Source organism: Duganella aquatilis, from assembly GCF_009674565.1.
Classification (GTDB): Bacteria; Pseudomonadota; Gammaproteobacteria; order Burkholderiales; family Burkholderiaceae_D; genus Rugamonas; species Rugamonas aquatilis.
On record NZ_WKJL01000009.1, the window covers coordinates 44733 to 57334 of the forward strand.

Annotated in this window: 13 protein-coding genes; 10 read left to right on the top strand and 3 right to left on the bottom strand. The window is 65.0% G+C overall.

Annotation, left to right across the window (positions count from 1 at the left end; genetic code table 11):
* Positions 1–2: 2 nt before the first annotated feature.
* The 3 genes from aroE (at position 3) to corA (ending at position 2622) form a co-directional block, all read left to right on the top strand.
* Complete coding sequence (gene aroE, locus GJ698_RS13810) at positions 3–821, top strand: shikimate dehydrogenase (RefSeq protein WP_154358204.1); 819 nt, start codon at positions 3–5, stop codon at positions 819–821.
* Positions 818–1522 carry a monofunctional biosynthetic peptidoglycan transglycosylase gene (gene mtgA, locus GJ698_RS13815; protein WP_154358205.1) on the top strand — a complete coding sequence of 235 codons (705 nt, stop codon included), beginning with the start codon at positions 818–820 and terminating at the stop codon, positions 1520–1522. Before aroE ends, mtgA begins: the two co-directional genes overlap by 4 nt.
* Positions 1523–1656: 134 nt before the next feature.
* Positions 1657–2622 carry a magnesium/cobalt transporter CorA gene (gene corA, locus GJ698_RS13820; protein ID WP_154358206.1) on the top strand — a complete coding sequence of 322 codons (966 nt, stop codon included), beginning with the start codon at positions 1657–1659 and terminating at the stop codon, positions 2620–2622.
* Here the strand turns inward: corA and GJ698_RS13825 are convergent, their stop codons facing one another.
* Positions 2623–3126 carry a hypothetical protein gene (locus GJ698_RS13825; protein ID WP_154358207.1) on the bottom strand — a complete coding sequence of 168 codons (504 nt, stop codon included), beginning with the start codon at positions 3124–3126 and terminating at the stop codon, positions 2623–2625.
* A gap of 141 nt (positions 3127–3267) precedes the next feature.
* Between GJ698_RS13825 and GJ698_RS13830 the strand changes: the two genes are divergently transcribed.
* A complete protein-coding gene (locus tag GJ698_RS13830; protein WP_154358208.1) occupies positions 3268–4998 on the top strand; it encodes an ABC transporter permease in 1731 nt (576 codons plus the stop codon).
* A gap of 10 nt (positions 4999–5008) precedes the next feature.
* The gene (locus GJ698_RS13835; protein WP_154358209.1) at positions 5009–6334 is read left to right on the top strand and encodes an ABC transporter ATP-binding protein; all 1326 of its coding nucleotides are present in this window, start codon (positions 5009–5011) and stop codon (positions 6332–6334) included.
* Positions 6335–6435: 101 nt separating this feature from the next.
* Here the strand turns inward: GJ698_RS13835 and hemL are convergent, their stop codons facing one another.
* Entirely contained in the window at positions 6436–7722 is a 1287-nt protein-coding gene (gene hemL, locus GJ698_RS13840; RefSeq protein ID WP_154358210.1) for a glutamate-1-semialdehyde 2,1-aminomutase, read from the bottom strand.
* 24 nt (positions 7723–7746) lie between these two features.
* Positions 7747–8601, bottom strand: a complete 855-nt coding sequence (gene thiD / locus GJ698_RS13845) for a bifunctional hydroxymethylpyrimidine kinase/phosphomethylpyrimidine kinase (RefSeq protein WP_371865303.1) — start codon at positions 8599–8601, stop codon at positions 7747–7749.
* Between the two features lie 95 nt (positions 8602–8696).
* Between thiD and GJ698_RS13850 the strand changes: the two genes are divergently transcribed.
* The 5 genes from GJ698_RS13850 to GJ698_RS13870 all read left to right on the top strand — a co-directional run bounded on the left by GJ698_RS13850 (position 8697) and on the right by GJ698_RS13870 (position 12590).
* Positions 8697–8849 carry a rubredoxin gene (locus GJ698_RS13850; protein WP_110845658.1) on the top strand — a complete coding sequence of 51 codons (153 nt, stop codon included), beginning with the start codon at positions 8697–8699 and terminating at the stop codon, positions 8847–8849.
* 79 nt (positions 8850–8928) lie between these two features.
* Complete coding sequence (locus GJ698_RS13855) at positions 8929–9321, top strand: response regulator (RefSeq protein WP_154358212.1); 393 nt, start codon at positions 8929–8931, stop codon at positions 9319–9321.
* Between the two features lie 19 nt (positions 9322–9340).
* The gene (locus tag GJ698_RS13860) at positions 9341–9706 is read left to right on the top strand and encodes a response regulator (protein WP_154358213.1); all 366 of its coding nucleotides are present in this window, start codon (positions 9341–9343) and stop codon (positions 9704–9706) included.
* Positions 9707–9708: 2 nt separating this feature from the next.
* The gene (locus GJ698_RS13865; protein ID WP_154358214.1) at positions 9709–10248 is read left to right on the top strand and encodes a chemotaxis protein CheW; all 540 of its coding nucleotides are present in this window, start codon (positions 9709–9711) and stop codon (positions 10246–10248) included.
* Positions 10249–10280: 32 nt separating this feature from the next.
* Positions 10281–12590, top strand: a complete 2310-nt coding sequence (locus GJ698_RS13870) for a methyl-accepting chemotaxis protein (RefSeq protein WP_154358215.1) — start codon at positions 10281–10283, stop codon at positions 12588–12590.
* The last annotated feature ends 12 nt before the right edge of the window (positions 12591–12602 follow it).

The window sequence follows — 12602 nt, forward strand, 5'->3', positions numbered from 1 at the left end:
CGATGGACCGCTACTGCGTGTTCGGCAACCCGATTGCCCACAGCAAATCTCCCGAGATCCATGCCGCCTACGCGGCCCAGACCGGGCAGGACATGCACTACGAACGCCGCCTGGCGCCGCTGGACGGCTTTGCCGAAGCGGTGCGCGCCTTCATCGCCGAAGGCGGCAAGGGCGCCAACGTGACGGTGCCGTTCAAGCTGGAAGCGGTCAAGCTGGCGCAGGCGCTGACCATCCGCGCACGGGCGGCCGGCGCGGTCAACACGCTGGTGTTCAGCGACGAAGGCATTATCGGCGACAACACCGACGGCGCTGGACTGGTGGCGGACATCGTCAACAACGCCGGCGTGCCGATCGCCGGCAAGCGCGTGCTGCTGCTGGGCGCCGGCGGCGCCGCGCGCGGCGTGGTGCTGCCGATCCTGGAACATCGTCCGGCCAGGCTGGTGATCGCCAACCGCACCGTGGCGACGGCCGAAGGCCTGGTCGAGCAGTTTGCCGCGCTGGGCGGCGAGGGCGTGGTCTCGGCCTGCGGCTTTGCCGCTATTGAAGGCGCATACGACATCGTCATCAACGCCACCGCCGCCAGCCTGAGCGCCGAAGTGCCGCCGCTGGCGCCGTCGGTCTTCGCGCCCGGCGCTTTGGCGTTGGACATGATGTACGGGGCATCCCCCACGGTATTCTTGCAGTTCGCAGCCCGGCACGGCGCACAGTTGCGCGACGGCCTGGGCATGCTGGTCGAGCAGGCCGCCGAGGCCTTCCACCTGTGGCGCGGCGTGCAGCCGGTCACGGCCGATGTGTTGCAGAACCTGCGCGCGCAATTATGAGCAAATCCGCTGGCAAATGGCGCTGGGTGAAATGGGTCTTCATCGTCCCTATCCTGCTGTTTTTGGCGGTGCAGCTGTATTTCCTGCTGCAGATCTGGTGGTGGGTCGACCATAATCCGGGCATGACCAGCTTCATGCGCGAGCAGCAGTCGGCGCTGCGCGAGAAGAATCCCAACGCCAATATCACGCAGCTGTGGGTGCCGTACAACCGCATCTCGAACAACCTGAAGCGCGCCATCATCGCCTCCGAGGACGCCAATTTCTCCGACCACGACGGCGTCGACTGGGAAGCCTTGCAAAAGGCCTACGAGAAGAACAACAAGAAACACAAGGTGGTGTCGGGCGGCTCGACCATCACCCAGCAGCTGGCCAAGAACCTGTTCCTGTCCGGTTCGCGCAGCTATGTGCGCAAGGGGCAGGAGCTGATCATCACCTTCATGCTGGAAACCTTGATGGACAAGGAGCGCATCTTCGAGATCTACCTGAACGTGGTGGAATTCGGCAACGGCACCTTTGGCGCCGAGGCGGCGGCGCGGCATTACTACGGCGTCAGCGCGGCCAACCTGAGCGCGCCGCAGGCGGCCAAACTGGCGGTGCTGCTGCCGAATCCGCGCTATTTCGACAAGCATCGCGATTCCAACTACCTGGCCCGCCGCACCGGCGTGATTTTGCGCCGCATGGGCTCCGCCGATCTCCCGTAAAAACCGGGGTCAGTGCCGACATTCGGACATTTCGCGCGCGAAATGTCCGAATGTCGGCACTGACCCCGATTTGGGCTGGATTCGTCGGGGGCTTTGCAGGTACACTTGCGCTGTTTCCAAAGGCGCGTGTACCTATGATCAATGTTTTCGTTCTCCAGAATGGCCGGCTCAACCAGGTGCCCATCGACAGTCGCGCAGACCTGGAACAGGTCGAGCCGGTCTGGGTCGACCTGACCGACCCGACGGATGACGAACGCGCCTGGGTCAAGACCATCTACGGCGTCACCCTGCCGGGCGAAGACGAGGTCAAGGACATCGAAGCCTCGGCCCGCTACTACGAAGCCGAAAACGGCGACCTGCACCTGCGCACCGATTTCCTGCTGGAAGAAGAGGACGGCCCGTCGCGCATCGTGACAGTGGCTTTCATCCTGGCGCGCAAGATGCTGTTCTCGGTCCACACCGACGACCTGCCGGTGTTCCGCCTGGTGCGCATGCGCGCGCGCTCGCGTCCCGGCTCGATCGCCGACTACATGGACGTGCTGCTGGACCTGTACGCCACCGACGCCGAGTATTCGGCCGACGCGCTGGAAGGCATTTACCAGCAGCTGGAAGAGGTCAGCGGCCGGGTGCTGCAGGAAACCTTCACCGACCAGGACGCGGCCGCCGCGCTGAACGCCATCGCCCACGAGGAAGACTTGAACGGCCGCATCCGCCGCAACATGATGGACACGCGCCGCGCGGTCAGCTTCTTGATGCGCGGGCGGCTGCTGAATTCGGAGCAGTTCGAGGAAGCGCGCCAGATTCTGCGCGATATCGAATCGCTGGACGGCCACACCTCCTTCCTGTTCGACAAGATCAACTTCCTGATGGACGCCACGGTCGGTTTCATCAACATCAACCAGAACAAGATCATCAAGATCTTCTCGGTGGCCAGCGTCGCCTTCCTGCCGCCGACCCTGATCGCCTCGATCTACGGCATGAACTTCAAGTGGCTGCCGGAACTGGAGTGGGACCTGGGCTACCCGTTCGCCATCGTCCTGATGATCACCAGCGCGATCGCCCCCTTCCTCTACTTCCGCCACCGCGGCTGGCTGAAATAATCACACCGGTTGTGGAATGAAGTCCAGCGACAGCGTGCTGTAGTAGGGCGCCGTGTGCCACTGGTGGTGCAGGGCGAGGGCGCGGTCGTAAAGGGCGGTCTTGAGGTCGAACGCCAGCCGGCTGAAGTCGAACGGCGGCTTGTTGCGGGCGCTGCAGGCTGCTGCGGCGCCGGCCAGGAAAGCCTCCTCGTCAAAGGCGCCGGACCACAGTTGCGCCTGCAAGCCCTCGACGATTGCTTCCGCCTGCACCGACTCGGTTTCCACATGCGGATTGGCGTGGTCGTGCACCGCCGTCATGACGAACTGCGCATCGGCGCCGCGCGCCAGCAGGCTCAGGAAACCATGCCGCAACGGCAGCGCCGACTCCACCACGTAATGCACCAGATCGTGGGGCAGAATGCCCTGGCGCGGCATCAGCGCGTCGGTGCAGCTGCCGTTGTTGCGCACGAAGCGCAGCACATCGTACTTGTCGGTCTTCGACCTTTTTTCAGCAATGAGTTTCATAGCTGATAATTATATAATAAGTAACTTTCACGACCGTAATATATTCGTAGTAATAATCTATTAGAATGGCGGCCAGCGCACGCGCTCCCTCCTCCCTTTGCTCCTCGCGGCACACCCTCGCCGCCCAGAGAAAGTAATAATATGAACAAGAAACGGCAATTTTTCCCCCGCCAAGTGGTGGAAGCCGGCGGTAATCGCTGGGACTGGGCGTTGCTGCCTATCGTGCTGGCGGTCTTCGTGCTGATGGCCTATGGCAGCCAGCAGATGGCGCGTCCGTATGAACTCGGCCAGACGCTGCCGATGACGCTCGATCCGAGCTATCTGCCGTACTACCTGCTGCGCACCACGCTGCGCATGTTCATCGCGCTGGGCGCGTCGGTGCTCTTCAGCTGCGTGTTTGCCGCGCTGACCACCAAGTACCGCGCCGCCGAAAAAATCATGGTGCCGATGCTCGACATCCTGCAATCGATTCCCATCCTCGGCTTCCTGTCGATCACCGTGACCGCCTTCATCGCGCTCTTCCCCGGCAACCTGCTGGGCGTGGAGTGCGCCGCCATCTTTGCCATCTTCACCTCGCAGGCGTGGAATATGGCGTTCTCGGCCTATCAGGGCTTCCGTACCGTGCCGGCCGAATTGTCGGAAGCGGCGCAGGTGTTCCAGCTGTCGGGCTGGCAGCGTTTCTGGCGCCTGGAGCTGCCGTACGCCATGCCCGGCCTGCTGTGGAACATGATGATGTCGATGTCCGGCGGCTGGTTCTTCGTGGTAGCGTCGGAAGCGATCGTGGTGTCCAACCAGACCATCAAGCTGCCCGGCATGGGTTCCTACATCGCGCTGGCGATCGAGCAGAGCGACCTGGGCGCCATCGGCTGGGCCATCTTCGCCATGCTGATCGCGGTGCTGGCCTACGACCAGCTGTTCTTCCGGCCGCTGCTGGCGTGGGCCGACAAGTTCCGCTTCGAGGAAACCGGCGGCGATACCGCGCAGTCCTCGTGGCTGCTGACCTGGCTGCGCCGCACCGAGCGCACGCAGCAGCTGGTGGAGTGGTTCGGCCACCAGCTGTCGCGCTCCATCGCCGTGTTCCGCCTGTCGCACGACGGCACCTCGATCCGTGCGCGCAAGGATCAGCCGTCGCTGGTGCCGCAGCGCGTGTGGGATGCGGTGATCGCGGCGGTGGTGTTCTACGCGCTGTGGAGCCTGGTGCACTTCATCCGCACCGAAGTCGGCTGGACCGAGGTGGGACACGTGCTGATGCTGGGCGTGTACACCATGATACGCGTGGTGGTGCTGCTGGCGCTGGCCGCCCTGGTCTGGGTGCCGGTCGGGATCTGGATCGGCATGAATCCGCGCTGGGCCTCGCGCACGCAGGCGGTGGCGCAGTTCCTGGCCGCCTTCCCGGCCAACCTGGTGTTCCCGGTGGCGGTGATCATCATCGTGCGCTACCACCTGAATCCGGACATCTGGCTGTCGCCGCTGATGATCCTGGGCACGCAGTGGTATCTGCTGTTCAACGTGATCGCCGGCGCCTCGACCATCCCGACCGAACTGCGCCACGCCGCCAAGAACTTCGGCCTGACCGGCTGGCTGAAATGGCGCCGTTACCTGCTGCCGGCCATCTTCCCCAGCTTTGTCACGGGCGCCATCACCGCCTCGGGCGGCTCGTGGAACGCCGCCATCGTGTCCGAGTTTGTCAGCTGGGGCCCGACCACCCTGAAGGCGCACGGCATCGGCAGCTACATCGCCGAGATGACCGCCACCGGCGACTTCCCGCGCATCGCGCTGGGCATCGGCATCATGTGTATTTTCGTGATGGGCTTTAACCACTTCGTCTGGCGCCGCCTGTACACCCTGGCCGAAAGCCGGCTGCATTTCTAGGAACAGAATCATGAGCACTCCTATCGTTGAACTGAAAGCCGTCGGCAAGCACTTCCGCGCTGCCGATGGTTCCGCGCGCTCGGTGCTGGAAGGCGTCGACTTCACGCTGCGCGAAGGCGAGATCGTTGCGCTGCTGGGCCAGTCCGGCTCCGGCAAGTCGACCATGCTGCGCATCATGGCGGGCCTGATCCAGGCCGATGAAGGCCAGGTGCTGTACCGCGGCATGCCCCTGTACGGCACGGCGCGCGGCATCCGCATGGTGTTCCAGTCGTTCGCGCTGTTCCCGTGGCTGACGGTGCAGAAGAACGTCGAACTGGGCCTGGAAGCGCAGGGCATGGCGCCGGACGAACGCGCGCGCCGCGCCGAAAAGGTGATCGACCTGATCGGCCTGTCCGGCTTCGAAGGCGCGCTGCCGCGCGAGCTGTCGGGCGGCATGCGCCAGCGCGTCGGCATCGCCCGCGCGCTGGTGATGGAGCCGGAAGTGCTGCTGATGGACGAAGCGTTTTCGGCGCTGGACGTACTGACCGGCGAACGCCTGCGCGAAGAAATCCTGGAACTGTGGCAGTCGGGCCAGATCCCGACCAAGGCCATTCTGGTGGTCTCGCACAACATCGAGGAAGCGGTGATGATGGCCGACCGCGTGCTGATCTTCGCCAGCGATCCGGGCCGCGTGCGCGCCGAGCTGCCGATTTCGCTGCCGCAGCCGCGCAAGGCGGAAAGCGCCGAAGTGCGCCAGCTGATCGACAAGGTATACGAGTTGATGACGGCCAGTTCCGGCCGGCGCGGCAGCGGCGGCAGTGGCCTGATCAGCGAGCGCGAAGTCAAGCTGCAGCTGGGCGACCGCCTGCCGCAGGCCGGCATCGCGCACATGGAAGGCATTCTGGAGTTGCTGGCCGAAGAACCGTTCAACGGCCGCGCCGACCTGCCGAAGATCGCCGAAGAAACCGAGCTGACCGACGCCGAACTGCTGGACGTGCTGAACGCGCTGATCCTGCTGGGTCTGGCCTACCTGACCAACGGCGACATCCTGCTGACGGAACTGGGCGGGCGCTATGTCAAGGCCAACAACACCGAGCGGCAGGAGATGTTCGGCAAGCAGCTGCTGGAGCACGTGCCGCTGATCGCCTACATCTGCCACGGCCTGCAGCAGGACAAATCGGGCGACCTGCCGGAAGACCTGTTCCTCAAGCTGCTGCGCTTCACCTTGAGCGAAGAAGAAGCCGAACGCGCGCTGCGCGTGGCCATCGAGTGGGGCCGCTACGGCGACCTGTTCGAATACAACTTCAACACCGGCGTGATCCAGCGTCCCGAAGAAGACGAACAGGCCGACGGCTGAATAAAAACCGGGGTCAGTTCTGCCAATCGCACACGGGCTCAACCATTACAAGGTTGAGCCCGTGTGCGATTGGCAGAACTGACCCCGGTTTTGGTTTTGGGTTACAGCTTGGCGAACACGCGGCGGGCGGCGGCGATGGTTTCGTCGATCACTTCGTCGCTGTGCTGCGCCGAGACGAAGCCGGCTTCGAACGCGGCCGGCGCGAAGTACACGCCTTCGTCCAGCATGGCGTGGAAGAACACGTTGAAGCGTTCGCGGTTGCCCGCCATCATTTCAGCGTAGTTGTTCGGCGGCGTTTCGCTGAAGTACAGGCCGAACATGCCGCCCACCGAGTCGGCGCAGAACGGAATGCCGGCTTCTTTTGCCGCCGCCGTCAGGCCGTCCGCCAGGCGCTTCGCGGTTGCGCTTAATTTGTCATAGAAGCCCGGCTCCTGGATCAGCTTCAGCGTGGTCATGCCGGCCGCCACCGCCACCGGATTGCCCGACAGCGTGCCGGCCTGGTACACCGCGCCTACCGGCGACATCTTGCTCATCAGCGCCGTGCTGCCGCCGAAGGCCGCCACCGGCAGACCGCCGCCGATCACCTTGCCCAGCGCCGTCAGGTCCGGCTGGATGCCGTACAGTTCCTGCGCGCCGCCCAGCGCCACGCGGAAGCCGCACATCACTTCGTCGAAGATCAGCAGCGCGCCGTGCTTGGTGCACAGCTCGCGCAAGGCTTTCAGGAAGTCTTCGTTGGCCTTGATCAGGTTCATATTGCCGGCCACCGGCTCGACAATCACGCAGGCGATCTCGCTGCCGAAGTTGGCGAACGCCTCTTCAATCTGCGCCACGTTGTTATAGTCCAGCACCAGCGTGTGCTTGACGAAGTCTTCCGGTACGCCGGCCGAGGTCGGATTGCCGAAGGTGAGCAGGCCGCTGCCCGCCTTCACCAGCAGCGAGTCGGCGTGGCCGTGGTAGCAGCCTTCGAACTTGACGATCTTGTCGCGGCCGGTGGCGCCGCGCGCCAGTCGCAGCGCGCTCATGGTCGCCTCGGTGCCCGACGACACCAGGCGCACCTGTTCGATCGACGGCACCAGGCGCACGATTTCTTCAGCCATCTCGATTTCGCCTTCGGTCGGCGCGCCGAACGACAGGCCACGCGTGGCCGCGTCCTGCACCGCCTTCACCACCGTCGGATGGGCGTGGCCGACGATTGCCGGGCCCCAGGAACCGATGTAGTCGATGTAGCGCTTGCCGTCCGCGTCCCAGAAGTACGGGCCTTCGGCGCGGGTGATGAAGCGCGGCGTGCCGCCCACCGAACGGAAGGCGCGCACCGGCGAATTGACGCCGCCTGGCGTGGTTTTCTGGGCGCGTTCAAACAGCTGGTCGTTCTTGGAAGTCGTGGTCATGATGGTATCTTCGTTATCTGGTTGCTATTGCATGTCCTCTGCAGACTGCAAGTGGAAAAAGCGGTTGGGCACAAACTTCCCCATTCCGTAGCGCTGCGCATGCGCCAGCGCGCCAACAGTGTACTCCTGTGCGGCCGCCGATGCTTCTGGGACGTCGGCGCCGCGCGCCATGAAGGCGGCGATGGCCGCCGACAGCGTGCCGCCGGCGCCGATGAAGGGGCCGGTCAGGTGCTGCCAGGCGTCGTGGCTGATGACGCCATCGGCGCCGAACAGGGTGTTGGCCAGGGTGTTGGGGGAGGCCGTCTCGCCCGGCGCGCCGTTGGCCGGCGTGCCGGTCACCAGCACGAATTCGCAGCCCAGGGCCAGCAGGTGCTCCACGTCCGATTCCAGCGTGTCGTCGCCGTCGCCGCTCTCGCGCCAGGTTTCGGCCATGCGGCCCAGCTCTACCTGCGACAGCATCAGCAGCGTGGCCTGCGGCACCAGCAGCTGGCGGATCGCGGTCAGCAGTTCCTCGGCGTCGTCGTCCGAGGGGGCCGGCAGGCGCGAACTGAATGGATCGAGGATCAGCGGCGCATCGGGATAGTCGGACAGGATCTCGGCGATCGCCGCCACCTGTTCCAGGTTGGTGATGGCGCCGACCTTGAAGGCGGCCATGGTCATGTCTTCCAGGACCACGCGGGCCTGGTCGGCGACCCAGTCGGGATCGATGTCCTGGCTGTCTTCGACGCGGGCACTGTCGCCGATCAGCAACGCGGTGGTCACCGCCAGCCCGGTGCACGACAGCGCCGAAAATACCGCCAGGTCGGCCTGGACACCGCAGGCGCCGGCCGGATCGGCGGCGCCAAAGCTTAATATGAGAGGAGAAGTTTGGTTTTGCACGGCGGGTAGATTAAGATACCTAATTCGGCATTTTACTTGATTGAGGGTGGCAAAACGTGAGTAGCAACGAAACAACGCAGGAGTTCCAGACCTGGATGTGCCTGATCTGCGGCTGGATCTACGATGAAGCAGCCGGCCTGCCGGACGAAGGCATCGCTCCGGGCACCCGCTGGGCCGACGTCCCGATGAACTGGAGCTGCCCGGAATGCGGCGCCCGCAAGGACGATTTCGAGATGGTAGCCATCTGAGTGTGCGCCGCCGGGAACCGCCGCGCCAGTGGCGCGGTCGCTTGTGCTATGGTGTAGCCTCATTCCCGGGTTAACCATTATGACCTCTACGCCCCTGAAAATCATGGTGATCGACGACAGCAGCACGATTCGTCGCTCCGCCGAGATCTTCCTGAGCCAGGCCGGCTACCAGGTGCTGCTGGCCGAAGACGGCTTCGACGCCCTGGCCAAGATCAACGATCACCACCCGGCACTGGTGTTTTGCGACATCCTGATGCCGCGCCTGGACGGCTACCAGACCTGCGCGCTGATTAAAAAAAGCGCAAAATTCCACGCCACGCCGGTGCTGATGCTGTCCTCCAAGGACGGCCTGTTCGACCGCGCGCGCGGCGCCATGGTCGGTGCGGTGGCCTATCTGACCAAACCATTTACCAAGGACAGCCTGCTGGCGGCGGTGCGCGAGCACACCGGCGGCGCTGTCACACCAGAATAAGAAAGCCGCAGGGGGAAATATGGCCATACAAAGAATTCTGATCGTCGACGATTCGCCCACTGAGCGCTACTACCTGAGCGACATCCTGTCCCGCAGCGGTTACACGGTCAGCGTCGCCGAAAGCGGCGAGGAAGCGCTGTTGAAGATCAAGGCCGAGAAGCCGGAACTGATCCTGATGGACGTGGTGATGCCGGGCGCGAACGGCTTCCAGGTGACGCGCTCGATCGCCCGCGATCCGGAGCTGAAGGATGTGCCGATCATCATCTGTTCCAGCAAAAGCCAGGAGACGGACCGCATCTGGGCGCTGCGCCAGGGCGCGCGCGACTACCTGGTCAAGCCGGTCGACCCGGCCGAGCTGCTGGGCAAAATCGCGGCGCTGAACTGACGATGGACAGCCAGGCTCCCGCCGAACGCCGCAGCCGTTTGCGCCAGTACCAGGTGCAGCTGCTGGAGCGCATGCAGGCCGCCAAGAGCGGCGCGGCGGTGGGCGGGCGCGAACTGGGCGTGCTGCTGGGCGGCCATCCGTGCCTGCTGGACCTGACCCAGATCAGCGAGATCGTGCCGCTGCAGCCGGCCACGCCGGTGCCGCTGACGCAGGACTGGTATCTGGGCCTGACCAATATCCGCGGCAACCTGACCGGCGTGATCGACCTGGCGCGCTACCTGGGGCAGGGCGCCGGCGACAGCGCGCCAGCCGAGCGCCGCCTGATCACCTTTGCGCCGGCCCTGGGCTTCAACTGCGCCTTGCAGGTCGAACGCGTGCTGGGCCTGCGCAAGCTGGCCGAGATGCAGGAAGCGCCGGCCGACGATGGCGCGCCGGCCTGGTGCCGGCAGCAGTTCAGCGACGCCGATGGCCAGGCGTGGCGCCGCATCGACCTGGCGCAGCTGGTGCTGGAATCCCGTTTTTCGCATGTAGGACTCGTATAGTCGGCAAACACTGATAATCCGGAGAGGGTGTAATGGCTTTCAAGAAGGGGATTTTCTCGCGCGGCAGCCGGAATGCCGCTCAAGACGCAAGCGCGAACTCGGAATTCGGCGATTCGCAGTTTCTGCACACGGCCGCCACGCCGACGCCGGCCGCAGCTGCACCCGCGCCGGACGATGGCGACGCTCCGCTGCGCCTGCGCGACGCGCTGGGCCGCCGCCGCACCGCCGCCGCACCCATCGAAACAGGCCCCGGCTTCAAGCTGCCGCTGATCGGCCACCTGCCGGCGCAACGCCAACTGAGCCTGCTGTCGACCGCGCTGGCGGTCTGCCTGGCCCTGAGCGCGGTGTTCGTTGCGCTGAATACCATCCACAGCGCCAACCGCTCGGCCCAGACCCAGGTCGCCAGCGACGCGCTGATGCACTCGCAGCGCATCGGCAAGGCCGCGCCCAACGCGGTGCAGGGCAGCGCCGAAGGCTTCCGCCAGCTGGAGGAAAGCCGCAAGGAGCTCACCAGCGACATCAACCTGATGACGCGCGGCGGTACCTATCAGGGCCGTTCGATCGGCGAGCCGCGCTCCGACATCGCCACCGTGGTGGCGGCCGCGCGCAAGCAGTGGGCCGCGACCGACCTCGCCGCCGGCACCATCCTGCTGCTGAAGGCGGACCTGAGCGGCATGGACAAGACCCTGCAAAAGCTGAACGACATGTCGCCGGAGCTGCTGGCGCGCACCGAGGACATCATCGCCGTCAAGGTGCAGCGCGGCGGCTCGGCGCGCGAGATCGCGGCGCTCGGCAAGCTGACCATGCTGACCCAGCGCATGAGCCGCAGCGCCAGCGAATTCCTCACCGCCGGCGGCATCAGCTCGGAGACCGCGTTCCAACTGGGGCGCGACACCACGGTATTCCGCAACACCATCGATGGCTTCCTCAACGGCAGCGTGCCCTTCGGCCTGGCCGCCGTGCGCGAGCCGGATCTGCGCGCCAAGTTCACCGCCTTGCAGACCGATTTCGAGGAGTACCAGAAGCTGGTGGCGGCGGTATTGAGCAAGCTGGATAAGTTCAGCGCCGCGCGCGCCGCCGAACAACTGATCTTCAACGACAACGAAGCGCTGCGCCAGCGCCTGACGGTGCTGCAGCAGACCTACCGCGAAAGCCAGGATTCGCTGGGCCTGACCTTCTGGCTGATGGTGGCCGGCGGCATGCTGACGCTGGTGAGCGCGGCCGCCATCGGCCGCGTGCTGCTGATGGATTCCCACAACCGCACGCGCGGCGCCGAGCGCCGCCGCCAGGAAGCGGAAGCCATGCGCCAGCAATCGCAGCAGAAGGAAGAGGAAGCCAAGGCCACCAACGACCAGAATCAGGCGGCGATTCTGCGCCTGATGAACGAGCTGCAGGAAGTGGCGGACGGCGACTTGACGGTGCAGGCCACGGTGTCCGAGGACATCACCGGCGCCATCGCCGACTCGGTCAACTACACGGTGGAAGAGCTGCGCGGCCTGGTGGGCCGGGTGACGGCGACGGCGGAACAGGTGACCAGGGCGTCCACGAACGCGCAGAGCATTTCCAGCGACCTGCTGTCGGCGTCGCAGCAGCAGTCGCGCGAGATTCAGGATGCGTCGTCCACGGTGGTGAAGATGGCCAACGAGATTACCGACGTGTCGCGTTCGGCCAGCGAGTCGGCCGACGTGGCGCGCCAGTCGGTGGCGGCGGCGCAGCAGGGTTCGACGGCGGTGGAAAACGCCATCAAGGGCATGCACGAGATCCGCGAGCAGATTCAGGATACGTCCAAGCGCATCAAGCGGCTGGGCGAGTCGTCGCAGGAGATCGGCGAGATCACCGAGCTGATTTCCGACATCACCGAGCAGACCAATGTGCTGGCGCTGAACGCGGCGATCCAGGCCGCATCGGCCGGCGAGGCGGGACGCGGCTTCTCGGTGGTGGCGGAGGAGGTGCAGCGGCTGGCGGAGCGCTCGGCCGAAGCGGCCAAGCAGATCGGCGCGCTGGTGCGGACGATTCAGACCGATACCCACGATGCGGTGGCGGCGATGGAGAAGTCGACGCAGGGCGTGGTCGAAGGCGCGCGCCTGTCCGACGCGGCCGGCGCGGCGCTGCACGATATTTCGCAGGTGTCCAATCGCCTGGCGGAGCTGATCTCCGGGATTTCGCAGGCGACCGGGCAGCAGGCCACGTCGGCGTCCGGCGTGGCGCAGAACATTCAGCATATTTTGACGGTGACGCAGCAGACCCAGGATGGCACGCAGCAAACCGCGCAATCGATTCACAAGTTATCCGTGCTGGCGCAGGAGTTGAAGAACTCCGTGGCGCGCTTCCGGATCGCTTAATCAAAGGCCGAG